The sequence below is a fragment of the Leucobacter sp. NPDC015123 genome (assembly GCF_043080205.1).
Classification (GTDB): domain Bacteria; phylum Actinomycetota; class Actinomycetes; order Actinomycetales; family Microbacteriaceae; genus Leucobacter; species Leucobacter aridicollis_A.
This window is the reverse complement of the sequence record NZ_JBIBVH010000001.1, coordinates 110,598-135,206: the sequence shown is the minus strand read 5'-3', so window position 1 is coordinate 135,206 and position 24,609 is coordinate 110,598. Positions and strand designations below refer to the sequence as shown.

General features: G+C 66.2%; 17 protein-coding genes. 8 read left to right on the top strand and 9 right to left on the bottom strand.

Annotated features, from left to right (window positions below):
• Positions 1-41 precede the first annotated feature (41 nt).
• Complete coding sequence (locus ACF07D_RS00590) at positions 42-1,799, top strand: acyl-CoA dehydrogenase (RefSeq protein WP_391503512.1); 1,758 nt, start codon at positions 42-44, stop codon at positions 1,797-1,799.
• A gap of 83 nt (positions 1,800-1,882) precedes the next feature.
• Here the strand turns inward: ACF07D_RS00590 and ACF07D_RS00585 are convergent, their stop codons facing one another.
• On the bottom strand, positions 1,883-2,818 hold the full coding sequence (locus ACF07D_RS00585; protein ID WP_391503511.1) for a LysR family transcriptional regulator: 936 nt from the start codon (positions 2,816-2,818) through the stop codon (positions 1,883-1,885).
• Between the two features lie 123 nt (positions 2,819-2,941).
• On the opposite strand from ACF07D_RS00585, the gene ACF07D_RS00580 reads away from it, so the two are divergent.
• Positions 2,942-4,462 (top strand): aminotransferase class I/II-fold pyridoxal phosphate-dependent enzyme, encoded by a 1,521-nt coding sequence (locus tag ACF07D_RS00580; protein ID WP_255809471.1) that lies wholly within the window; start codon positions 2,942-2,944, stop codon positions 4,460-4,462.
• 195 nt (positions 4,463-4,657) lie between these two features.
• Here ACF07D_RS00580 and ACF07D_RS00575 read toward each other — a convergent pair whose 3' ends face one another.
• Positions 4,658-4,900, bottom strand: a complete 243-nt coding sequence (locus ACF07D_RS00575; protein WP_119282949.1) for a hypothetical protein — start codon at positions 4,898-4,900, stop codon at positions 4,658-4,660.
• 94 nt (positions 4,901-4,994) lie between these two features.
• Between ACF07D_RS00575 and ACF07D_RS00570 the strand changes: the two genes are divergently transcribed.
• Together ACF07D_RS00570 and ACF07D_RS00565 are read left to right on the top strand one after the other, a co-directional pair.
• Positions 4,995-6,749, top strand: a complete 1,755-nt coding sequence (locus ACF07D_RS00570; RefSeq protein ID WP_391503510.1) for a DUF885 domain-containing protein — start codon at positions 4,995-4,997, stop codon at positions 6,747-6,749.
• A gap of 157 nt (positions 6,750-6,906) precedes the next feature.
• Positions 6,907-8,358, top strand: coding sequence for a purine-cytosine permease family protein (locus ACF07D_RS00565; RefSeq protein ID WP_391503509.1), 1,452 nt, complete (start codon positions 6,907-6,909; stop codon positions 8,356-8,358).
• Positions 8,359-8,521: 163 nt separating this feature from the next.
• Here the strand turns inward: ACF07D_RS00565 and ACF07D_RS00560 are convergent, their stop codons facing one another.
• Positions 8,522-10,060: a DEAD/DEAH box helicase gene (locus ACF07D_RS00560; protein WP_391503508.1), complete on the bottom strand. Its 1,539-nt coding sequence runs from the start codon at positions 10,058-10,060 to the stop codon at positions 8,522-8,524.
• A gap of 181 nt (positions 10,061-10,241) precedes the next feature.
• Between ACF07D_RS00560 and ACF07D_RS00555 the strand changes: the two genes are divergently transcribed.
• Together ACF07D_RS00555 and ACF07D_RS00550 are read left to right on the top strand one after the other, a co-directional pair.
• Positions 10,242-13,970, top strand: coding sequence for a TM0106 family RecB-like putative nuclease (locus tag ACF07D_RS00555; RefSeq protein ID WP_391503507.1), 3,729 nt, complete (start codon positions 10,242-10,244; stop codon positions 13,968-13,970).
• A 9-nt stretch (positions 13,971-13,979) separates the two neighbouring features.
• Complete coding sequence (locus ACF07D_RS00550; protein WP_391503506.1) at positions 13,980-15,251, top strand: pyridoxal phosphate-dependent aminotransferase; 1,272 nt, start codon at positions 13,980-13,982, stop codon at positions 15,249-15,251.
• Between the two features lie 146 nt (positions 15,252-15,397).
• Here ACF07D_RS00550 and ACF07D_RS00545 read toward each other — a convergent pair whose 3' ends face one another.
• Positions 15,398-15,931: a hypothetical protein gene (locus tag ACF07D_RS00545; RefSeq protein ID WP_391503505.1), complete on the bottom strand. Its 534-nt coding sequence runs from the start codon at positions 15,929-15,931 to the stop codon at positions 15,398-15,400.
• Between the two features lie 24 nt (positions 15,932-15,955).
• Entirely contained in the window at positions 15,956-17,083 is a 1,128-nt protein-coding gene (gene ald, locus ACF07D_RS00540) for an alanine dehydrogenase (protein WP_119282956.1), read from the bottom strand.
• Positions 17,084-17,281: 198 nt separating this feature from the next.
• On the opposite strand from ald, the gene ACF07D_RS00535 reads away from it, so the two are divergent.
• Both ACF07D_RS00535 and ACF07D_RS00530 read left to right on the top strand, forming a co-directional pair.
• Positions 17,282-17,764 (top strand): Lrp/AsnC family transcriptional regulator, encoded by a 483-nt coding sequence (locus ACF07D_RS00535; RefSeq protein ID WP_119282957.1) that lies wholly within the window; start codon positions 17,282-17,284, stop codon positions 17,762-17,764.
• Positions 17,765-17,919: 155 nt separating this feature from the next.
• Entirely contained in the window at positions 17,920-18,501 is a 582-nt protein-coding gene (locus ACF07D_RS00530; RefSeq protein WP_119282958.1) for an isochorismatase family protein, read from the top strand.
• A gap of 144 nt (positions 18,502-18,645) precedes the next feature.
• Here the strand turns inward: ACF07D_RS00530 and ACF07D_RS00525 are convergent, their stop codons facing one another.
• The 4 genes from ACF07D_RS00525 to ACF07D_RS00510 form a co-directional block, all read right to left on the bottom strand.
• Positions 18,646-20,082, bottom strand: coding sequence for an amino acid permease (locus ACF07D_RS00525; protein ID WP_391503504.1), 1,437 nt, complete (start codon positions 20,080-20,082; stop codon positions 18,646-18,648).
• Positions 20,083-20,344: 262 nt separating this feature from the next.
• Positions 20,345-22,081, bottom strand: a complete 1,737-nt coding sequence (locus ACF07D_RS00520) for a sodium:proton antiporter (protein ID WP_119282960.1) — start codon at positions 22,079-22,081, stop codon at positions 20,345-20,347.
• A gap of 79 nt (positions 22,082-22,160) precedes the next feature.
• The gene (locus ACF07D_RS00515; RefSeq protein WP_391503503.1) at positions 22,161-23,420 is read right to left on the bottom strand and encodes a winged helix DNA-binding domain-containing protein; all 1,260 of its coding nucleotides are present in this window, start codon (positions 23,418-23,420) and stop codon (positions 22,161-22,163) included.
• Between the two features lie 3 nt (positions 23,421-23,423).
• Positions 23,424-24,509 carry an NADH:flavin oxidoreductase/NADH oxidase gene (locus tag ACF07D_RS00510; RefSeq protein ID WP_119282962.1) on the bottom strand — a complete coding sequence of 362 codons (1,086 nt, stop codon included), beginning with the start codon at positions 24,507-24,509 and terminating at the stop codon, positions 23,424-23,426.
• Positions 24,510-24,609: the final 100 nt, after the last annotated feature.

Below are 24,609 nucleotides of genomic sequence, written 5' to 3'. Positions count from 1 at the left end.
GACCACTGGCGCCCAGGACGACAAACGATGGAGTGTCGAGTATGGCAATCGCAAATTTCGCCCAGCAGACTGTTCCCGATGCTGAAACCTACGTGCCGCCTGTCGCGGACTACGCGTTTCTGCTCGGTGAAGCATTCGGCACTGATGTTGTGGCCAGGGCCACTGGCAACGCACTGAGCGCGGCTGACGCCGGCGACGCACTTGAAGCCGCGGGTGAGTTCGCGGCCGAGGTGTTCGCGCCGCTGAATCGCTCCGGTGACCAGCAGGGCGCTCAGCTTGTCGACGGCAACGTGCGCACGCCCGAGGGGTTCCGGGATGCCTATAAGTCGTTCGCTGAGGCCGGCTGGGTGTCGGCATCGGTCGCCGAAGAGGCGGGGGGAGATGGCCTCCCCGGATCAGTCACCGCTGCGCTCTCAGAGTTCTGGAATGCCTCAAACGCCGCGTTTGCGCTCTGCCCCGCGCTCAGCCACGGCGCGATCCGCGCGATCCAGGCGAATGCATCAGACGAGCTCCGCGCCGCCTACCTCCCGAAGCTCGTGAGTGGCGAGTGGACGGGCACGATGAACCTCACCGAGCCGCAGGCCGGTAGTGACCTGGGCGCCGTGCGCACGATGGCGCGCGACAACGGTGACGGGAGCTGGGCCGTGAGCGGCCAGAAGATCTTCATCACCTGGGGCGATCACGACGTGGCAGACAACATCGTGCACCTCGTGCTCGCGCGCACGGAGGGGGCACCTGAGGGGCACCGCGGTCTGTCGCTCTTCGTCGTGCCAAAGTTCGTGCTCGATGCCTCGGGCGCGCCCGGTGAACGAAACTCGGTCGTCACCGTCGGTCTCGAGCACAAGCTCGGAATTCACGCGAGCCCAACCTGCGTGTTGCAGTTTGAGAACGCGACAGGCTACCTCGTTGGCGAGCTCAACCAGGGCCTCATGGGCATGTTCGTCATGATGAACGAGGCGCGCGTCGGAATTGGTGTTCAGGGCCTCGGGCTCGCCGATCGGGCGTACCAGCGTGCGTTCGCGTACGCGCACAACAGGGTGCAGGGCGCCGTCATCGGGCTTCCTGCAGGCACCCCCATCGCCGGGCACCCTGACGTTCGCCGCCTGCTCGTGTCGATGGCGAGCCGCATCTCGGCGATGCGTGCCTTCTCGGTGCTTGTCGGCGACGTCCACGACCGGGCTGAGACCGATGGCACCGGGGCGCTTGCCGAGTTGTTCGTTCCGATCCTGAAGTCCTGGCTCACCGAGCAGGCCGTGCACATTTCCTCCGACGCCGTGCAGGTGCACGGTGGCATGGGCTTCATCGAGGAGACGGGCGCCGCCCAGCACTTCCGGGATGCGCGCATCATGCCGATCTACGAGGGCACCACGGCGATCCAGTCGAACGACCTTGTCGGGCGCAAGGTGCTCCGCGACGGTGGGCAGACCCTCGGGCAGGTGTTCGAGATGATCCGCGAGCAGATCGCGGCACTGTCAGCGACTGGTGACGCGCTCGCCGCCCGCGTTGCAGAGCGCACCGAGCGCGCCGTTGTGGCAGCGGAGCGTGCAACTCATGCGCTGCTTGGGTTCGCATCGAGCCCACGCGACGCCTACGCAGTGTCCGTGCCGTTCCAGGAGTTGCTTGCAACGCTCGTCGGTGGCTGGATGCACGCACTGATGGCGACCGCCGTCCTCGCGCACGGGGAGCGCACTGCCGACGACGCGCGACGTCTCGAAGAAGCGGACTTCTACAGTGCGCATCACCTCGTCCAGGTGCACGCGCTTGCGGAGACTGTCGCCGCGGGCGAGATCGGCGAGTAGCCCACCTCTCGGGGCGTAAGCTGCGCCTGCCCGGCCGCTCCATCGGGTGCGGGCGGGCAGGCGTCGCTCCGTGGTACCTGCCGCTATGCCTGGCCGACGTGCCGCGAGTCAAGAGCGCTGATTGAGCGCCTCACCGCCTCGGCGAGCTGGCGAACCGCGGCGCTTGGGCCAGCCTGGCCAGCGGGTGCCGCGAGCAGCAGCTCTCGCGTGAACCGTGCGTCGGCGATGGGTCGCAGAACCACGCCCTCGGGCACGCTCGATTTCATGAGTGTTGGCACCAAAGCGACGCCCATATTCGCTGCGATGAGACCGAGTACCACAGCGTAGTCGTCGGTCCGCACCGGAACTGTGAGCTTTACGCGAGTCTCGTCGAAGAGCTCGCGGACGAGGTCGTCGAGGGTGTCGCCGGGTGTTGAACCCATCACCCAGTTCTCGCCGCCGAGCTGCAGGAGCGCCTCCGTGTCGAACTCCTCGACGTGTGCCAGCTCGTGATGAGCCGGAAGTGCGAGGAGCATCGGGTCAGTGAATACGTGGGTTGTGTGTACCTCTGAGCGCAGGGGGAGGGCATAGCTCCCAGCGGCGTAGACGAGCGCTGCGTCGAGCGTGTGCTGGTTGACGCCGCCTACGAGGGGCATGACCTCTGCGAGGGTGGCATCGAGTTCGATGCCAAGCTCCGAAAGCCTGGAGGCGATGCCAGGCAGGATCCGCGCGGCGGCGGTCGGGAAGATCCCGAACCGTAGTCTGACGTGTCCGAGCTGTGCGAGGTCGCGCACGTCGGTCAGCGTGCGGTCGGCGAGTCCGAGGATCTCTTTGCCGCGCTCGAGCATGAGTAGGCCCGCGTTGGTGAGGCGGGAACCGCGGCTGCTGCGCGACGTGAGTTCGGTGCCAACGAGCCTGTCGAGGTTCTTGAGGTGATAGTCGACTGTGGGCTGACTCCACCCGAGCCTGGAGGCGGCGCGCGCGACGGAGCCCTCTGCCGCGACGGCGCTGAGCGCTTGGAGTTGGCGAAGGTCGATCACATGTGCTCCCGGAATAGCTGAGGCCAAGGCGAGGAATTTAGCGCCCTGATACATACAGTATATGTCACTAGGGAGTTGAATCGGGGGTTCTCCAGGCACCGGCGCAGGGCCACTATGAAAGGTATGCCTATTGAGAATCATGTGACCCAGCAGGACGCCCCCTACGCGTCCGCCCTCGAGCGCTTCGCGGACGCGGGGCCGCAGAGTTTGATGGTGCCTGGGCACGGCTGTGCGCCAGAGGCCGGAGGCGAGCATCTCTCGCGCCTGTTTGGCGAGCGTGCAGTGCAGCTCGATGTGCCGCTCATGCTCGACGGCATCGACCTCGGACCTGGCTCGCCGCTCGCACAGGCACTCGAACTTGCTGCTGACGCCTGGGGCGCTCGTCGCACGTGGTTCCTGACGAACGGGGCGTCGCAGGGCAACCGCACCGCGGCCTTCGCGGTGCGGGGCCTCGGCGAGCGCGTGCTCATGCAGCGCAGCTCGCACTCGAGCTTCACCGACGGCGTGCTGCTCGCAGGCCTCATCCCAGCGTTTGTCGCCCCGAACGTCGACCACGACCACGGAATCGCGCACGGTCTCACCCCTGAGGTGCTCGACGAGGCGCTCACGACCGAGGCCGAAGCTGGCCGCGGAGTGCAGAGCGTCTATGTTGTCTCGCCGAGCTACTTCGGCTCGACGGCTGATGTGGCAGGCCTCGCGCGCGTTGCGCACGCGCACGGAGCTGCCCTCATCGTCGACGGCGCGTGGGGCGCGCACTTCGGGTTCCATGAGGATCTCCCTGACTCGCCCGTCCGCCTCGGCGCCGACCTCGTGATCTCAAGCACCCACAAGCTCGCGGGCTCGTTCACCCAGTCGGCGATGCTGCACATGGGCGACACTGAGTTCGCAGATCGGCTTGAGCCGCTCGTGAACCGCTCCTACACTATGACCGCGTCGACCTCCGCGAGCGCGCTGCTCATGGGCTCGCTCGACTCTGCACGTCACGCGCTGATGAACGGCAAGGAGCAGATCGGCCGCTCGATCGAGCTCTCCGAGGAGTTCCGTGAACGTCTGCGGGCGAGCGAACACTTCACGGTCATCAGTGATGACTTCGGGGATTTCCCCGATATCGTGAGCGTCGATCCGCTGCGGATTCCGATCGATGTGAGCCGTCTAGGCCGCAGCGGTCACTGGGTACGCGACCGCATGATCTCTGAGCACGGCGTGTACTTCGAGATGTCGACAGCCACGACAATCGTGGCCGTCATCGGCGCCCTCGCCACCCCAGACCTTGACAGGGTCATGGCCGGTCTCGAAGCTGTCGCTGAGGAGGCAGTCGCGGGCAACGGCGGGCCAAGCGAACTTGGCGCGTTCCCCGAGCTGCCAGAGGCTGGCACGCTCCGAATGCTGCCGCGCGCGGCGTTCTTCGCCGAGAGCATCCTCGTGACGGCTCATCAGGCGATCGGTCAGATCTCGGCCGACACACTCGCGGCGTACCCTCCTGGCATTCCGAACCTGGTGCCTGGCGAGGAGATCACCGAGGAGACAGTGACGTTCTTGCAGGCAGTTGCCGCCTCGCCGACAGGCTACGTTCGCGGCGCTGCAGACCCGCTCGTTGCGACGTTCCGCGTCGTCCGTGACCCGCTAACGGCAAGCGCCAACTAGTACTACGACCCGGTCAGGCCGGCTTGCGCGCTGGGAAGCCTCGCAAGCCGGCAGGCCTGATGTCTGCCGGCCCGGTGGACTACGCCGTGCACAGACGCCACCCACCACCGGTGGCCGAGGCTCGCAGCCGCCGCTTCCGGGTACAACAAAGGGCGGGCCCGGCAATTGCCAGCACCCGCCCCGTGCGCGAAAGCGTTAGGCCTTCTTCTTGTTCTTCTCGAAGAGGTTGCCGATCAGCGTCGAACCGACGAGCACGACGCCGAGCAGTACGATGCCAACGATCGAGATCGCAACGACGTCGACGGGCTGGCCAGCTGCCGAGAACGGTGCGTGCGTGTCGACCTTCTCGACGCCCTCCGACGCGAACGCGGGCGCGCTGACCAGAACGGTAGCGAGCGCGACAGAAGCGGCGGTTGCAATGCGTGTGCGGATCTTCACTGTGTCTCCTCAGAAATCTGTGAGCGCACGGCATCCTGCCGCGCACCCTCCTATTCTGCCCTATTTTTCGACGGCGCGTGGATAAGCTCTATTCATGAGTCTCGAACGCGAAACTACAGCCATTGACAAGATCGCCGAGGATTGGGTCGATGCGCTGACTGAACACGATCCGATCACTGGCAGCTACATTGGGCGCGAGAGCGCACACGCCCGTCTGAACGACTTCTCGCCTGCGGGCAGCGACGCTATCGCAGGAGTCATGCGCGACACCCTCGTGACGCTCCGCGAGGCGACCCCGGCCGACGACGTCGACAGGGTGACGAAGATCGACCTCACGGCAGAACTCGAGCTGTCGCTCGCGCGCCACGACGCTGGCGAGGAGCTGCGAAATCTGAACGTCATCGAGTCGCCGAGCCAGCAGGTTCGCGACATCTTCGACATCATGCCGAGCGACACCGAGGGCGACTGGGCGAACATCGCTGCCCGCATGGCGGCGGTGCCCGAGGCGATGCGTTCCTACCGCGAGTCGCTCGACGCAGGGGTGGCGCGTGGGTTGGTTCCGGCGCTGCGCCAGGTGCGAGAGGTTGCCGCCCAGCTGCGCCGCACTGCAGGGATGTCGCCGCTCATTCAACCACGCGGCGCCGTGCCAGACGGTGCGGCACCGGCCGCGGGGCCGAGGGGGTTCTTTGCGGAGCTCGCCGAGCGCGCGGGGGAGTCCGTCCCGGAGTCGCTCCGTCAGGATCTCGAGAAGGCCGCCGACGCAGCCTCTGAGGCCTACGCTGGTCTCGCCAACTTCCTGGATACGCACCTCTCGGCGCACGCTCCCGAGACCGATGCGTTTGGACGCGAGCGCTACGAGCTCGCCTCGGAGGTCTTCCTTGGCGCGAAGGTCGATCTCGACGAGACCTACGAGTGGGGCGTAGAAGAACTTCGCCGCATGGTCGACGAGCAGGAGCGCATCGCGGGGGAGATCCTCGGGGAGAAGCCGCGCCCGGGAGTTGTTGCCGACGCGATCGCGCACCTTGACGGCGACACCTCGCGCAAGCTACACGGCACCGATGCGCTGCAGAAGTGGATGCAGGAGACGAGCGACCGTGCGGTCTCCGAGCTTGGAGCGACCCAGTTCGACATTCCCGAGGAGATCCGCACCCTCGAGTGCATGATCGCTCCGACGCAGGAGGGCGGGATCTACTACACGGGGCCGTCGAGCGACTTCTCACGCCCCGGGCGCATGTGGTGGTCGGTACCCGAGGGGGTCACAGAGTTCGACACGTGGCGGGAGCTCACCACTGTGTATCACGAGGGTGTTCCTGGCCACCACTTGCAGATCGGCCAAGCTGTTGTGAACAGCGGAACGCTGAACGAGTGGCGCCGTCAGCTCGCGGGCAGCTCAGGCAACGCCGAGGGCTGGGCGCTCTACGCTGAGCGCCTCATGGAGCAGCTCGGCTACCTCGATGACCCCGCGGACCGCCTCGGCATGCTCGATGGCCAGCGCATGCGCGCTGCCCGCGTCGTGCTCGACATCGGCGTGCACCTGGGCAAGCAGCGCCCAGACGGCGGTGGCGTCTGGGACGGCGAGTACGCCTTCGAGTTCATGGCCGAAAACGTGAACATGAATGATAGCTTCGTTCGCTTTGAGGTGCTCCGCTACCTCGGGTGGGCGGGCCAGGCGCTGTCGTACAAGATCGGGCAGCGCATCTGGGAGGACCTGCGCGACGAGGCGAAGGCTCGTGCGGAGCAGAGCGGCGGAAAGTTCGACATTCGTGACTTCCACCGCGAGGCGCTCAAGCTTGGCGTCACGAGACTCGACACGCTGCAGGCAGCTATGCGCGGCGAACTCGCGGGCTAGCGGCTGCGGCTGCCGTCACAGCGCGGCCCGTCATCCACCCCACATGGGCGGTGGTTGGCGGGCCGCGTTTTATGTCTGCCGAGATCGGCGCAGGTCTGCAAAGATTGTCGCGAAGGGTGCTCCACGGGGGAGCGCTCACCGTGTCACGGAGGCAATCGTGTCCAACGAAGAACCAACGCCCTCGCTCATCGAGCGCACGGGTATCGAGATCGTGCCCGAGGGTGCACGCAGCGCCAAACCGAGGGACCTGTTTTGGCCGTGGTTCGCGGCAAACGTCTCGGTCTTTGGCATGTCGTATGGCTCGTTCGTGCTTGGCTTTGGCATCTCGTTTTGGCAGGCGACGGCAGTATCGATTATTGGCATCGTCGTATCGTTCTTTCTGTGCGGCCTCATCGCCATCGCGGGCAAACGAGGATCGGCACCGACAATGGTGTTGTCGCGCGCGGCCTTCGGCGTGCACGGCCAGAAAGTACCCGGCATTATTTCGTGGCTGACGTCAATCGGTTGGGAGACGTTTCTTGCGATCATGGCTGTCCTGGCGACCGCCACGGTGATCACGCAGCTTGGGGGTGACGGCGGCGTCGCAGTGAAACTCATCGCAGCGATTGTGGTTGCCGCGCTCATCGTCGTCGCGTCGGTGCTCGGGTACCACACGATCATGAAGCTGCAGTCGATCCTGACATGGATCACCGGTGCTGTGACGGTCCTCTACATCATCCTCGCGGCCCCGCACATCGATCTTGCCGCGGTACTGGCGATTCCCGCTGGGAGCACCGGTAACGTGATAGGCGCGCTCGTCATGGTGATGACCGGCTTCGGCCTCGGCTGGATCAACATTGCTGCCGACTGGTCGCGCTACCAGCGCCGTGATGCCTCCGACGGGTCGATCATCCTGTGGAACACTATTGGCGGCGCGCTTGCGCCCGTGATCCTTGTCGTCTTCGGTCTGTTGCTCGCCGGGTCAGACCCGGCGCTCATGGACGCCGTCGGAAACGACCCGATCGGCGCCCTCGCGACGCTGCTGCCTGTGTGGGTGCTGATCCCGTTCCTGCTCACGGCGGTGCTCGCGCTCGTCTCGGGCGCCGTGCTCGGGATCTACTCGTCGGGGCTCACGCTCCTGAGTCTCGGGATCAGGATCCCACGCCCCGCGGCCGCCGGAATCGACGGGCTGATCCTCACAGCGGGGACGATTTGGGTGGTGTTCTTCGCCGAGGGGTTCCTTGGTCCGTTCCAGAGCTTCCTCATCACGCTCGGAGTGCCGCTCGCGTCGTGGGCAGGGATCCTGATCGCCGATATTCTTCGCCGCAAGCGCGACTACGACGAGGTCGCCTTGTTCGACGCCCGCGGCCGCTATGGCTCGTGGGACTGGCTCTCGGTGGCAATCTTCGTTGCCGCCTCGGCGATCGGCTGGGGCTTCGTGACGAACGGCTTCGCCGCCGACGCCCCCTGGAACAACTGGCAGGGCTACCTGCTCGGATTCATCGGTGGCAAGGACGGCGAGTGGGCCTACGCGAACCTCGGCGTGTTCTTCGCGCTCGTGCTCTCGTTCGTCGTCGCCTGGTTCGCGCGTGCGGGGAAGATTCATCGGCAGGAGATGATCGGGCGGTAGCTGCCTGCCTCAGCGCCTGCCTCAGCGCCTGGCTCAGCGCCTGCCTCGCCGAGGCGGTGGCTTCCGCTGCTCAGCCGGTGCGGCCTCATTGCGGTTGGCAGTTGTGGTCGCCTCAGAACATCTGAGGCGACCACAACTGCCAACTCGGGAGGCGCGTCTGGGGTTAGGCGCTGCGCTGGCCGCCACCCTGGCGGCGCTGGCCTCCCTGACCGCCCTGGCCGCCTGGCCGAGCGCCGCCGGGGCGCCCGCCCTGACCGCCGGAGCGCTGCCCCTGGCCGCCCCGCTGCCCCTGGCCGCCCCGCTGGCCGCCCGAGCGCTGTCCGCCCTGGCCGGCAGCTGCCGAGCCCTGGCCTCCGCCGCCACGGCGGGACCGCTTGCGCTTTGCGTTGGCTCCCGTTGAGGATCCTGACCCTGCAGGATTGTGGCCCGCAGCGCGCTGCTGTGCGGCCTGCGCCTCAGCACGGCGCTGCTCGGTGAGCTTCGGGTCGACGCGCGGAGCAACCTCGCCGATGAGCTCGAGAACCTCGCGGTTGACGCTCTTCGCCATCGGGTCGACCTGCAGCGGCGTGACGTTGATCTTCGCCGCGCGCATGAGCTGGCGCATCTCGCCACGCTGCTCGGGGAGCACGATCGTGACGACGTCGCCCTCATTGCCAGCGCGAGCGGTACGGCCTGAGCGGTGCAGGTACGCCTTGTGCTCGACAGGTGGATCGATGTGGACGACGAGGTCAACACCGTCAACGTGCACACCGCGAGCCGCGACGTCGGTCGCGACGAGCACCTTCGCCTCGCCCGAGACGAACTCGGCAAGGTTGCGGTCACGGGCGTTCTGCGACAGGTTGCCCTGGAGCTCGACCGCTGGAATGCCGGCGGCCGTAAGCTGCTTCGCGAGCTTCTTCGCCTGGTGCTTCATTCGGGTGAAGAGGATGCGCCGGGTGGTGCCACTCGCGAGCGCCTCGATAAGGGCGTCCTTCTGGCCCTTGCCCGACACCTCGAAGATATGGTGCGTCAGCTGCGGCACGGGGGACTCGGCCGAATCGACAGAGTGCATGACGGGGTCGTGCAGATACTTCTTCACGATGTTGTCGACACCGTTGTCAAGGGTCGCGCTGAAGAGGAGGCGCTGGCCCTGCTTCGGGGTCTTGTTCATGATGCGCGTGACGACAGGGAGGAAGCCCATGTCTGCCATGTGGTCTGCCTCGTCGAGCACGGTGATCTCGACGCCGTCGAGCGTCAGTACTCCCTGCTTGAGCAGGTCGTCGAGACGGCCAGGGGCAGCAACGACGATGTCAACACCGGCCTCGAGCGCGACCTCCTGGCGGCGCTGCGGCACGCCTCCGAAGATTGTTGTGACCTTAAGCCCGACGGGATCGGACAGCATCTTGAGCGTCTCGGCGATCTGCGTGACGAGTTCGCGGGTCGGTGCGAGGACGATCGCGCGGGGCCGCGACGGGCGGCGCTTCTTCGCTGCCTCGCCCGCGGCGATACCAGCTTCCCCGCCTGCGAGGTTCGCCGCGATCGGGATGCCGAACGCGATTGTCTTGCCCGAGCCAGTGCGGCCGCGGCCGAGAACGTCGCGCCCCTTCAACGTATCTGGGAGGGTGTCGCGCTGGATCGGGAACGGAGCTGTCTTGCCGTTCTTGTCGAGTGCATGGGCGATGGGAGCGGGCACGCCGAGGTCGGCGAAAGTCTGAGTGGTCACGCGGTGTTTGGTACTTCCTGCGTTGGTGTGGGTCATGGAGGATTTCCCCCGGTAGTGTCAGTCTACTTGGCTCCCCTGTGGAGAGGCGGAAGCGAGCGGCCAGCGCACGCCGACGGCGACTGTCGGCGGCGCACGGTACCGTCAATGTGTACAGCAGGAGCTGCGACGGAAAAGAGGAGCAATGTTCGTTCGCGAGACCGAGTCAGGGCCGCTCGTTGTGACGAGCGCGAGCGACCTCACCGCGGCGAGCATGTGCGAGTTCGCGTTCCTGCGACGGGTCGACGTGAAGCTCGGCAGGGCAGTCGTCGTGCCACCAGACGACGACGTGATGCTTGCCAGAGCCGGGGCGCTTGGCGACGAACATGAAGAGCGTGTGCTGTCAGAGCTTCGCGAAGCCTACGGTGAAGGCCGTGCAGGCGAGCCTGGCGGTGTCGTTGAGATTCCGCGGCCCGCCGCGATGACACCTGACGCGCTCGCCGCTGTCGCCGCAGAGACAGTGACTGCCCTTGTCGGAGGCGCGAAAGTCGTGTTTCAAGCGACATTCTTCGACCCTGAGCAGCGGCAGGCGGCCCCCGAGCACGGCGAGCCAGCAATTGCGTTTCTTGGATTCGCAGACTTCCTTGAGCTGCGCGATGACGGGAGCTACGAGGTCCAAGACACGAAGCTCGCTCGCCGAGCTAAGGTCACCGCACTCATGCAGCTTGCCGCGTACGCCGAGCAGCTCGATCGCATCGGGGTTCCTGTGGCGAGCGAGGCGACGCTGATTCTCGGCTCAGGAGAGCGCACCTCCCACAAGATCGGAGACATCGCTCCCGTGTTTCGTCGCCGCCGGGCTCGCTTGCACAGGCTGCTGCTCGAAAGCTTCGCTTCGGTGGGGCCAGACGGTCGGCGGGCGAGCGCCCCCGGCGTTGCCTGGGGTGCTGACGGGATCAGCGCGTGCGGTCGCTGCGAGGTGTGCGAACCCGAGATTCAAAGATCCCGTGACCCGCTCCTCATCGCCGGACTGTACCCCCGTCAGCGGGAGGCCCTCGTCTCGGCTGGCCTCACGACGATTGACGCCGTCGCCGAGGCGCTTCCCGCGATCGAGACTGGGGCGCTCGCGGTGCCCGGGCTCACTGATGCGGCCCTCGAACGCATCGCGCTGCAGGCCGCCGTACAGATCGAGACAGAACAGACGGGGTCGGGTGCTGGAGTTTCAGCCCCGCCGAGTTTCAGAGTTGTTTCCCCGACGTCACTCGCGGCGCTTCCCGCGCCGAACCCTGGTGACCTGTTCTTCGATTTCGAGGGCGACCCGTTCTACAGGGAAACCCGCGACGGGACCGCTCACTGGAACCTCGACTACCTGTTTGGCATGGTCGACGAGCGTGAGGAATTCACTGCGATCTGGGCGCACACGCTGGGTGAAGAGCGTGCAGCGCTTGAACGCTTCATCGCGTTCGTACGTGAGCGGCGTGAACAGTACCCCGGCATGCGGATCTACCACTACGCGAGTTACGAGCGCACCCACCTGCTGTCGATTGCGGCGCGCCACGGTGTGTGCGAGGCAGAGGTTGACAAGCTGCTGCGCGAGCACGTGCTCGTCGACCTGTATCCGATCGTGCGGCAGGCGCTCAGGGTCGGATCGCGTTCGTATTCGATCAAGAAGCTCGAGCCGCTGTACATGGGCGCAGAGGTGCGTGCGGAAGACGGGGTGGTGAACGGCGCGCAGTCAGTTGTTGAGTACGCAGAGGCCGCCGCACAGCTCACCTCTAGCGATGCCGTTGAACGCGCTGCCGGGCAGCGCCGGCTTGACGACATCGCTGACTACAACAGGTACGACTGCGTGTCCACGCTCAGGCTGCGAGACTGGCTCCTCGGGATCGCGCGCGAGCATGGGGTTGCGCCGACGAGCCCAGACCTGTTGGCGGGGAGCGGTGAACCACCAGTCGAACTCAGCCTGCTCGGTGAACAGCTACGTGAGCTCGCTGAGGCAGAGTCAGATGCCGCGGCCCGCACCGCGCTGAAACTCGCAGCCAGCGCTATCGACTATCACCAGCGTGAGCAGAAATCGTTCTGGTGGGCTCACTTCGCGAGGCTCGTTGATCCCGTCGAAGACTGGGCAGACACGCGTGACGTTGTCGTCGCAGACGCCGAGGCGAGTGAGGTGCCAGAGGAGTGGCACAGGGCGCCCCGAGCGCGGGTCGAGCGGCGGCGCGTGCGGCTGCGCGGCGATGTCGCTCCGGGGAGCATGCTGAAGCCCGGAACGCAGATGTTCGCACTGTACGAACACCCCGCGCCGTTCCCGCAGTGGGGCGGGGCGCCCGGGGCGCGCGCCGCGCGCCAGGTCGAGGTGATCGAACGGCACGAAGACGGCGTCACGATTGAGGAGAGACTCCCGAACGATGCTGCCCCATTTGCGACGCTGCCGATCGCGGTGACGCCAGGGCCGCCGCCGCCCGCAGGGCGACAGAAAGGCGCGATCGAGGAGTGGGGCAGTTCGCTCGTCGCCGCGAAACTGCTCGGGGAGACGCCCCGCGACCCCGTCTACGCCCTGCTCACCCGATCACGACCGACGCTGCAGGACGGCACCGGGCTCGTCTCGCCGAGCTCTCCTGAAGCGCTCTCTGCCGGCGGCAGCGAAGATGCGAGGACGATCGGCGCCGTGCTCGCAAGTCTCCGTGGACTCGACGAGGCAGCCCTCGCCGTCCAGGGGCCACCTGGAACAGGGAAAACGTACCTTGCAGCTCGGGTCATCCGACAGCTCGTCGAACGAGACGGCTGGCGTATCGGCGTTGTCGCGCAGTCTCACAAGGTCGTCGAGAACGTGCTCGAGGGCGTGGTTTCGGCTGGGCTTGATGCGAGGCTTGTCGCAAAGGTGCCGCAGGGCGGCAAACTCGCGCCAGGGACTGAGCAGCCCGGCTATACCGTACTTCGCCGCGACGGCTATGCCTCGTTCGTCGACGGGCTCGCGGGTCGCGGGGCCGTCATCGGCGGTACGGCATGGGATTTTTCAAACGAGGATCGCTTCCCGAGGCGCAGCCTCGACCTGCTTGTCATCGACGAGGCGGGGCAGTTCTCCCTCGCGCCGACAATCGCAGCGTCAGTGTCAGCACAGCGGATTCTCCTCCTTGGTGACCAGCAGCAGTTACCGCAGGTGTCGCAGGGCTCACACCCCGAACCTGTCGACCAGGCGGCCCTGTCGTGGCTGCTGGACGGCGGCGAGACGATGCCAGAGCAGCTCGGATACTTCCTCGCGGAGACCCGCAGGATGCGCCCGGAGCTCACCGAGGTTGTCTCTGAACTCTCATACGCAGGCAGGCTGCACGCGCACCCGAGCACACTGGATCGATCAGTGTCAGGCGCGGACGGTCCCGGTCTGCACTGGCGGCCAGTCGAACATCGCGGAAACTCGACGAGCTCGGTCGAGGAAGCCGCCGCAGTGGTCGCGACAATTGAGCGGCTCCTCGGCATGCGCAACACCCCGGCTGCTGTGCTACGGGAGGCAGACCGTCGCGTGGGCACCAAGGAAGCCGGAGCCGGCAGTGCGGGTCTCGACTGTGGCGGTTCTGTCGTGGGGCGCCCGCTCACTGAGTCCGACGTGATCGTCGTCGCCGCCTACAACGCCCAGGTCGAGTGCGTGTCTGAAGCCCTCGCCGGAGTTGGGCTCTCAGGTGTCCGGGTGGGAACTGTCGACCGGTTCCAGGGGCAAGAGGCTGTGATTTCGCTCGTGACGCTCGCCGCCTCGAGCCCCGAAGACGTGCCGCGCGGGCTCGAGTTCTTGCTCATGCGCAACCGCCTCAACGTGGCGATCAGTCGGGCGCAGTGGGCGAGCTATTTGTTCTCGGCGCCGAGCCTCGGCGACGGACTTCCGACCTCTGCTGAGGGGGTCGCGGCGCTTTCTGGTTACCTCAGACTCACCGAGCGCGGGTAACGTGGAGCCATGGTAAAGGTTCCTGGCCCATTCAAGACGCCGCCGTCGATCACGCTTGACCCGAAGCCGCTCGCAGACGTGCCCGGCGCGCCGCTCGCATCACCTTCCGAGTCCGCTCGGACGCCGCGGAGCGCCTCTCGCCGTTCAGAGATCCCAGTCTTTGAGGTCATGCAGATCACCGACGAGGTGGCACGTCGGCGGCACGCGGGACACGACGTTGTCTCGCTGTGCGCGGGGGAGCCGAGTGCCCGGCCAGCCCCAGGCACGCTGCAGCCAGCTGGGTATACGGGCCCGCTCGGCACCACCCCTCTCCGGGAGGCAATCGCCGGCCACTACCGAGACTGGTATGGCGTCGAGATTGACCCCGGGCGCGTGGCAGTGACGACAGGCTCCTCGGGCGCGTTCCAGCTCGTGTTCCTTACCGCCTTCGACCCTGGCGACAGGGTCGCCCTCGTGAGCCCCGGGTACCCCGCGTACCGGAATATCCTCACAGCGCTCGGAGTGCACGTTGTCGAAATCGCGACGGGGCCCGAGACGCGGTATCAGCCGACGCCCGAGCTTCTCAGTGAGGCGGTGCGCGAACACGGCGAACTTGCCGGCTTGATCGTGGCCTCGCCCGCCAATCCGACTGGAACGATGCTCGCCCGGGCAGAGCTCCAGGCACTGACCGAGTGGTGCGCGGCGAACGGAACGCGGTTCATCAGCGACGAGATCTATCACGGGATCACGTTCGTCGATGCTGGCCCAGACTCACGCGGCGTGAGCGCAGCCCAGCTCGACAGCGAGGCCATCGTCATCAACTCGTTCTCGAAATACTGGGGCATGACGGGCTGGCGACTCGGCTGGGCGCTCCTCCCCGAAGACCTCGTCGCCCCATTCGAGGCGCTCGCGTCGAATTTTGCGCTCTCGCCCCCTGCTCCTGCACAGGAGCTCGCGATGCGGGCGTTCTCGCCAGAGACTTACGCTGAGCGGGACAGCATTGTCCAAGGGTTCGCGAAAGCACGTGCGCTGATCCTTGAGGCTGAGTCCTCGCTCAACTGGGGCACGGCAGCGCCGTCAGACGGCGCGTTCTATTACTACTCCGAGCTTGGGCCGCAGCTGGAACGCTTCGAGAACTCATCGTCGTACGCTCGGGCACTGCTTGAAGGTGCCGACGTCGCGGTCGTTCCAGGCGGCGACTTCGACCCCGTCGCCGGGCATCGCGCCGTGCGGCTCTCGTATGCTGCAGGCGAAGCGGCGGTCGCGGAGGCACTCGACCGCATCATTCGCTTCCAGGGGTAGAGCGGGGCCGGCTCAGTTGCCGTTCTTTGGGCCGTAGGTATGTGAAAGACGCAAGATATGCCGGGACCTCAGGGGCCTGGCATATCTTGCGTCGATCGCAGGTGGTGTGTGTGGTGGCGCAGCGCGGTGAACTGCAGCAGCGCAGCCTACTTCAAGCGGATCGGCGTTCCAGCCGCGATCCCGAAGCGGGCCTGCAACGCATCGGTGATGGTTCCCGCAGTCTTCGGATCGTTCATCGGGGCGGGGGCTGCGCCGAGTGCCGCCACAACTGCAGCTCCACCTGGAAGGTCGAGTTCGATCGCGGTGATGGCCGAGGCGAGGGGCCCCTCGAGGCCAGCAACCGCGCGCGAGATCGCTGAACGGACTGCCCGCGTCAGCGCCTCGATGTCTGCCGGGTCGATGTGCTCTGCCGAGTCAACTGGTAGGGGCCCGCCAACGGCGCGTGGCCGACCAAGCTCAACCTCGCTCCGCGTATAGGTGACCCCGTCACCCGTGACGACCTCGGCGATCGCGGTCGACCCTTCCGGCGAGGTGACGAGCCGCACGAGCACGTCGAGCTCGTTCGAAGTTGAAACGGGGCTCGACGAGGCGCCGGCAAATGGCAGCGGAATGCCCGAAGGGGCGCCACCGTGATCGTGCTGATCTGGTGACGCCCCTCCGAAGGTGAACTTAAGATCCATAGGATCCAGAGTACTCCTTAGTGATTACGCGTTTGCTGCGAGAACCTCGTCGACTGCCTTGAAGGGCAGCTCGGGGAACGCGTCAACGACGCCCTTGAAGGTGATGACACCGTCGTGAGCGTTCAGGCCCTTTGCGAGTGCCTCATCGGCCTGCAGCGCCTTGACCCAGCCCTTGTCGGCGAGTGCGACGACGTAGGGGAGGGTTGCGTTGGTGAGCGCAGCGGTCGAGGTCTCGGGAACCGCGCCAGGCATGTTCGCGACGCAGTAGTAGATCGAGTTGTGCACCGGGAAGGTGGGATCGTCGTGCGTGGTCGGGCGCGAGTTCTCGAAGCAGCCGCCCTGGTCGATCGCGATGTCGACGAGTACCGAGCCGGCCTTCATCTGAGCAACCATCTCGTCGGTGACGAGCTTCGGTGCCTTCTCACCCGGGATGAGGACCGAGCCGATGACGAGGTCAGCGTCCTTCAGTGCCTCGGTGATGTTGTGAGCGTTCGAGGTGCGGGTCTGGATACGACCGTTGAACTCGTCCTCGAGCTGCTTGAGGCGGGGGATCGCGATGTCGATCACGGTGACCTCTGCGCCCATACCGTACGCGATGCGTGCAGCCTGCTCGCCTGCAGCGCCGCCGCCGATGACGACGACCTTGCCACGGCGGGTAGCGGTGACGCCACCGAGGAGGATGCCGCGGCCGCCGTTTGCCTTCATGAGCGAGTATGCGCCGACCTGCACCGAGAGCCGGCCAGCGACCTCAGACATGGGGGCGAGGAGCGGAAGGCCGCGGTTCGCGAGCTGCACGGTCTCGTACGCGATGGCGGTGGTGCCCGACTTCACGACTGCCTCGGAGAGGGTCTTATCTGCCGCGAGGTGCAGGTAGGTGAAGAGCACCTGGTCCTTGCGCATCTTGTCGTACTCGGAAGCGATGGGCTCCTTGACCTTGAGGATCATGTCGCTGTCAGCCCACACCTGGTCGGCCGAGGGGACGATCGTCGCGCCTGCGGCTACGTACTCATCGTCAGTGATGGCCGAGCCGAGGCCGGCGCCAGCCTGCACGAGTACTTCGTGGCCGCGGCGCTTGAGTTCGAACACGCCCGCCTGCGTGATGGCGACGCGGTTCTCGTTGTTCTTGATTTCGGTGGGAATACCGACGCGCATGATCTTCTCCAAATAAATGCGTAACGGGTGTGTAGTTTGCATCGCGGTATCCGTTGAAGTTCGTCCACAAAAGGGTCGAAACAGCGGATGTGGCGCGATAGACTTGAAGTATATTCGATATCCGCAGAGGTTTGGTGAATTCTCTTCGGAATCAGTTGTTGAGCCCGCCGCACATGAAGTGGAAGAGGAAATTCACGCATGGAATCGAAGAATCTTCGCCTCGAGAACGATCTAGACGCGGTTGACCGCAAGATTATGGAAGAGCTGCAGGCGAACGGTCGGATGACGAACGCTGAGCTCGCCGAGCGTGTCGGCGTGGCTGCATCGACGTGCATCGCTCGCGTTCGCAGTCTTGTCTCCCGCCGCGTCATCACTGGGTTTACCGCCGCAGTCGATCCGCGAGCAATGGGACTCGACCTGCAGGTGCTTGTCAGTGTCACAGTGCGGTCAGGCGCGCGGCAGCGCATCGCCGAGATGAGTGACGAACTGCGGGCGCTGCCAGAAGTTATGCAGCTCTTCTTCCTGGGTGGCGTTGAGGACTTCATCATTCACCTCGCCGCCCGCGACTCGGACCACGTGCGCGACTTCGTGATGGAGAATCTGTCCGCGCACCCAGCGGTGTCTTCCACTCGCACAAGCATCGTCTTCAGCCACCACCAGAACCCCGTTCGCCAGCCATAGGTGACGCCCGCAGCTCGGCCGGAGGCGGGTACGCCACCGCTGTGGCGCGCTCGCCCAGACCCGGCGTAGGCTGGAGAACGGTCGCCGCAGATCCGCGGCCGACCGCTGAATCACCAGCCGCCGGGCAGCCGGCGGGAAATGAGGGGTGGATCGCCGTGTCTCGTGCGCTACTGATCGTCGACGTCCAGAACGACTTTACGGAGGGCGGGGCGCTCGGAGTCGATGGCGGTGCGGCCGTCGCGGCGGGCGTGACCGAGCTGCTTCGAAACGCTCGCGAGGCCGAGCAGTACTCCCTCGTCGTCGCGTCGCGAGATTGGCACGACGCCGACAACGACAACGGCGGGCACTTTGCGGCGCCGGGAACTGATCCTGACTTTGCTGGGACCTGGCCTACTCACTGCGTCGGTGGGACCCCGGGCGCCCAGTATCACCCGGCGCTCGACATTGATCGCATCGACGTGCATGTTCGAAAGGGGATGGGCGAGCCCGCGTACTCTGCGTTCGAAGGGGTCGCGGGCGACGGCCGGACGCTCGCGGTCACGCTGCGTGAGGCCGGCGTCGACGAGCTCGACGTTGTCGGTATCGCGACCGATTACTGTGTGCGCGCCTCGGCGCTCGACGCGCAGGAGCTCGGCATGCGCGTTCGCGTTCGGGGTGACCTCATCGCTGGAGTGGCGCCTGAGACCTCTGTCGCCGCCATTCGCGAGCTTGCCACTGCAGGCATCGAGATCCTGTAGGGAGCGGCGGCCGCGCCGCGCCGCGCAACCCCCCCACCGTGCAGTGCCCACACTGGGGAGTGCCCGGTGTGGGGAGTGCCCGCACCGGGGAGGAGTCGCCGCGCGCAGCGACCGCCGCGAGGACGTGTCTGCGAAGGATCGCAGCTAGTCAGTCACCTGCTCCGGAACGTCGACTGTTGCGGTGAGTGGCTCGCCGTTGCGCACGAGGCGGCGCTTGGTGATCTGCCAGGCGACCGCGAGCGCGACGAACCAGACTGGCGTGAACGCGAGCGGCAGCCGAGTGTCGGCAGCGAGCGACAGCGTCACGAGGATGAACGCGAAGAAGGCGAGCACGATCCACGGGGTGACGCGGGCGAGCGGGGTGCGGAACTTGGAAGTTGCATGCCGCTCCGGGTGCTTGCGCAGGTAGCCAATGAAGCTGATCGCGATCATGCTCCACACGAAGATGATGAATGTGGAAGCGACAGATGTGACGAACGTGAACGCCTCGATGACGCTCTCTCCGAGCAGCAGGATCGGCACGACCGAGAGCACGAACACTGTCGAGAAGAACACCGCACGACGTGGAACCCCGCGGGCATCGGTGAGAGCGAAACCCCGGGGAGCGTGGCCGTCGCGAGCGAGCGAATGCATCATGCGAGTGCCCGAGTAGAAGCCCGAGTTCGCGCTCGATGCAGCTGACGTGAGTACGACGAGGTTGATGGCGAACGCCGCAGCTGCGAACCCTGCGTACGCGAACGTCGTGACGAACGGACTCTGATCGGGGTCGAGCTTGTTCCAGGGAGTGATCGCCATAATCACGGTGAGCGCGCCAATGTAGAAGATGAGCACGCGAACCACGATCGAGTTGATCGCGCGCGGGAGGTTGTGTGTGGGATCCTTCGTCTCTGCAGCGGCGGTGCCAACGAGTTCGACGCCGATGAATGAGAAGATTCCGAGCTGGAAACCGAGAAGGAAGCCGCTCGCGCCGAACGGGAACAGTCCGCCATGCTCCCACAGATGCGTGAGTGACGCTGAAGTTCCGGTGTCGGGGTTCTTGAATCCGCTCACGAGCAGGAAGACCCCCGTCGCAATGAGCGCGAGGATCGCGACGATCTTGATGAGCGAGAACCAGAACTCGAACTCGCCAAAGAACTTCACGGGCTGCAGGTTTAGCAGGACGAGCACGGCAGCGGTGATGAGGGCTGGTACCCAGTTCGGGATGTCGGCGTTGGTGTATGAAACGTAGCTCGTGATCGCGATGATGTCTGCGATGCAGATCACGATCCATGTCACCCAGTAGGTCCAAGAGACGAAGAACCCCGCCCACGGCCCGATGAGGTCTTTCGCGATGTCGCCGAACGTCTTGTAGTTCAGGTTCGAGAGCAGCAGCTCACCAAGCGCCCGCATGAGCAGGAACATCATGCAGCCGATGCCCGCGTAAATGAACAGCACGGAGGGGCCGGTCAGGCTGATGACCTTTCCAGAACCGAGGAACAGGCCGGTGCCGATCGCCCCGCCGATGGCGATGAGCTGCAAATGTCTGTTCGTGAGTCCGCGTTCGAGGCCGTCGTGAGCGTCTGCGGGGGCCTGTCGGGCCATTGGGCGTGTTCCGTTTCTCTGAGCTGCGTCGGGGTTCGCCGGGAGCGCGTCTCATCGTCACACGGCCACACCGACATATCACTGCGCGGTCACACGCAGCGGCATAAGAGGCCGGACGTGTGGGCACGCGCGTCACACACGCTAGCAATCGGCATGCGCGCGGCGCTCGCCGCTTGAGCAAACCTTGAGACTTGAGTGGCCTTTCGGGCGCCTGTCGAAGTTGCCGGCGGGGATACCGCTGGGCCGGGTCGCGGGGCTCCGGCTACTCTTCGGCCATGGGCGAGAGCCGCGCCTCCTGGGCGTCGAGTGCGAGCCCCGCCGCGCGAAGCGCCTGCGAGCTGTAGCGGCCGATCGCGCGCTCCTCGATGAGTGTTGCGCGCTGCGCTTCGAGTGCGATTCTCGTCAGCCGCAGGTATGCCTCGGCGGGGGTTTCCGCGGCTTGTACCGGGATCGCCCCTGTCTCGTGGAAGCGCAGGGCGAGCGGCCCGAGTGCCGCTTTCGTTGAGATCTTCGCGCGCTGCACGACGGTGTCTGGCGTCATCTGCCGGTTCGGGTCTTCGCTCTCGACGGTGAGCTCGTCGTCGATCGCTTCGAGCCCCGCGTCAACGAGGTCGTGACTGAGTGCCCGAACCTCAGTGTCGTCAGCTCCCGACTTCACACCGCGCGGCCACAACCACCGAATGACAGCCGGCAGCGTGAGGCCGTGGAGGAGGAGCGTCGCGACCGCGACAAGGAATGCGATGAGAATGATCTGCGGGCGGTACGGGACATCAGTCGAGATCGACTGCGCGGCGGCGAGCGTCACGACGCCCCGCATGGCGCTCCAGGTGAGCACTACGCCGTCACGCCATCCAAGTTGCTGCTCGAGCTCGTGCTCGAGGTCGGCCTTCGCTCGGTCCTGCATGAGTTTCAGGCGGCGCTTGGCCCGCTCGTCGTCAGCGCGGCCGTTCTTCGCGAGGCGCGCCTCCATCCGCGCCAGCTCATCGCCCTTTGCTTTCCTGCGCCTCGGTTCGCCGCGCATGAGGAACACGAGCGGCACGACGAAGAGTGCGCGGGTGACGATGAGCAGCAGCACGAGCGCACCGGCGATCAGCGCGACGTGACCCAGGTGGAACGTCGAATCGGTGACCTCGTTCACGAGCACGTGCAGCTGCAATCCCATGATGAGAAAGACGCCGTTCTCCAAGATGAACTGCACGGTCCGCCAGTTCAGCCGCTCGTTCGTTCGGGCGATCGCGCTGAACCGCCGAACCGAGTGATAGCCGGTGTACAAGCCCGTTACGACGACCGAGAGCACGCCTGAGGCGCCGATGACTTCGGCGGGGATGAACGCAACGAATGGGACGACAAACGACACGAGCGTGTCGTGAACTGGATTGTTGAGCCTGGCGCGGATCCATACGGTGAGGAAGCCCATCAGGAGTCCGACAGCGATCGCTGCGACGACCGAGAACACGAATGCGCCAGCCGCCTCCCAGAACACGAAGCTGCCTGAGACAGCCGCGAGCGCGGTGCGCAGCAGCACGAGCGACGTCGCGTCGTTCACGAGGCTCTCACCCTCGAGGATAGCTACGATGCGCTCGGGCAGCCCGAGTCGCTTGCCGATCGAGGTTGCGGCGACGGCGTCGGGTGGGCTGATGACTGCGCCGAGCGCGACGGCAGCGGGGAAGGGGAGAGCAGGCACGACGAGGTGGAGGAGCCACCCGACGAGCAACGCGGAAATGATGACGAGCAGCACCGACAGGCCGGCCACCGGTCGAAGATTTCGACGGAAGTCCACGAAGGGCACGTTCATCGCGGCCGAGTACAGCAGCGGTGGCAGCACGCCGAGCAGGATGATCTCTGGATTGATCTCGATGAGCGGAACGCCTGGCAGATAGCCGATCCCGATGCCGACGACAACGAGCACGAGCGGTGCCGCGATTCCGATACGGCCGCTGACCAGGGAGACCCCCACAAGCACGACGACGGCTGCTACTGCGACAAGTGCAAGCTCCATCGCCCTAGTTTCTCATGCGCGGCATGGCTCGGGAAAGTCCACGGTGTCGGCTGCGGCGGGCGCGAACGGGGGTGCCCAGCTATCTGGGTGCGAGTGCGATCTCCGGTTCGGCCTCGCCGTAGAACGCAGCCCACGGCCTCGATGCAGAGCCGAGCGCGCCAACGTCGAGGCGTTCGCCGTCGAACGGCGTGCACGCGATGACTCGCGTCTTCGGGTCGCGCCGCCACGTACCGACTGCGCGGCCCCCGTGCACGATGGTCGCGAGAAACATGCCGTTCTTCCCAGGGATCAGATGGCCGAGGTGTCGCGCGTCAAACTGGGGCGACCGCTCCGAGAAGCCGAGGATGTGTTCGTCGAACGCTGGGAGCAGCTGCCAGTGATCGTGATCGGCGCCCGGTGACTGGGTCTCCACCGCCCCGAGCGCTTCTGGCGCGGCCCACAGTGCGCCCGCGGCACCGGTCACCCCGTCGCGCCGAGCCTCGACGATTGCCCCCTGCTCGGCCGCAAGGGCGAGCCCGTGCGCAGCGCTCGCCGCTGGGAGCATTGCCCACGACGCGAGGTCCTTGCGGCTCACCGCTCCTCGCCCGCGCACGTAGCGGGCGGCGAATTCGGCGAGCGCTTCATCGCCCGCGAGGTCACGCGGCCGCCGAATCCACTCGTCGGCGAGTACGAGGCGCGGTTCAGGATCGGCCTGCGTGCCCGCATCTTGGCGCACCGGGCCAAACGTTGTGAGGCCGTTCTGGCACAGCCACCAAATGAGGTGGTAGCGCCAGCTCGGCTGCCAGTCGATCCCTGCGTCGGTCCATGCCTGGGCGAGTTCGGTGCGGTTGAGGCTCGTGCCAGCGAGTGCGGCGAGCGAGACCTCGGTCGCGCGATCAAGCACGGCATCGCTCATGCCGAGAAACGCACGCCGCTTTGCAGCACCGGCGACGACTCGGGGGTTCGTCAGCCGCTGCATCCACCCGATGTCCTCAGCAGGCACGAGATGGACGGTGCCGCGCATCGGCCAGGACCTCACGATTGCGCCAGCGTTCATCGCAGCGACGACGTCGGCTGAGGTGGTGCCCGATGCACGGACGCCGACGGCCCAGCGCGACGACCGCCAGTCCTGTCCCTGCAACGCGAAAAGGTGAGATACAACGGCACGTACGCGCCCTGTGGCCGCAGTGGCGCCCGCTGCTGAGCTGGCGGCGGCCACCGCTGGGTGTGCCGCCGAGTCGGCTGGGTGCGCCGCCTGGGCGGCAGGGCGTGCCTCCAGGTCTGCGGCGTTCGCCGAGTCGAGCCCGAGCGCGTACATTCGCGCTCGGAGGAGCGCATCGTCGGTCAGCGTGAGCGCCACGGTTTAGAACCGTGCCCGGTGGTACTGGGGCGGAACGAGATCCGCCGCGTCTTCCGCGCGCAGCTCGGCGGCCCACTGCAGCGGCAGGTGGGGGTTCGTGAGGAGCGGCCTGCCAAGAAAGACGACGTCGGCCTGGCCCGTCACGAGGATGCTCTCGGCCTGCTGCGCCGACGTGATGAGCCCAACCGCGCCAACTGGCAGCGGCCCGCGACCTACGCGTTCGGCTAGCGGCACCTGGTAGGAGGGGCCGACCCGCGGCGGGGCGACCGGGAGGTTGCCTGCAGATGAAACGTCGACGAGGTCTGCGCCGTCCTCGGCAAGCCACTCAGCGACACTGGCGGCCTCCTCGACCTCGAAGCCATCAGCCGTCCATTCGCTCGCCGAGATTCGCACAAGCATCGGGAGCTCAGGGTGTGCGGCCCGGACCCCGCGGACAACTTCACGCAGCAGCCGAGCTCGGTTCTCGAGTGGGCCGCCGTACTCGTCGGTGCGGTCGTTTGACAGCGGCGACAGAAACTCGTGCAACAAGTAGCCGTGAGCTGCGTGCACCTCGACGGCGTCGAAGCCCGCGCGGACCGCGCGCCCGGCGGCGGCGACAAACGCATCGACGAGGGCGGGAAGCTCGGCGGTGTCAAGTGCCCGGGGTACCGCGTGCGCTTCGCTGAAACGAATCGCTGATGGCGCGACGGGCTCCCAGCCACCTGACTCCACGGGCTCTGTTCCCGTCGGAAGGCCTGGCCACGCCTTGTAAGTGGACGCCTTGCGGCCGGCGTGTGCGAGCTGGACAGCAATGCGGGCGCCGTGTGAGTGCGCGATATCGACGACACGGCGGAACGCCCGCTCGTGCTCCTCGCCCCAGATGCCGAGATCTTCGGGGGAAATGCGCCCTTCGGGAACGACGGCGGTTGCTTCGACAACGACGAGCCCGGCGCCACCGCGTGCAAGCCCGCCGATGTGCTGCAGGTGCCAATCTCGGGGGATTCCGTCGCGCTCTGCCACTGAGTATTGGCACATCGGAGCAACCCAAAGTCGGTTTCGGACCTGGAGCCCGCGGAGCGTGAACGGCTGGAAGAGGAGCGGATTTGCCATGGCCCCAGGGTAACGACTCCCACCGACAACCGCATTGCCGACTGGGCCGCGTCGCGCACGCCGTGTCGGTCGTGCATGAGAAGCTTGGTGCAGTGTTCGA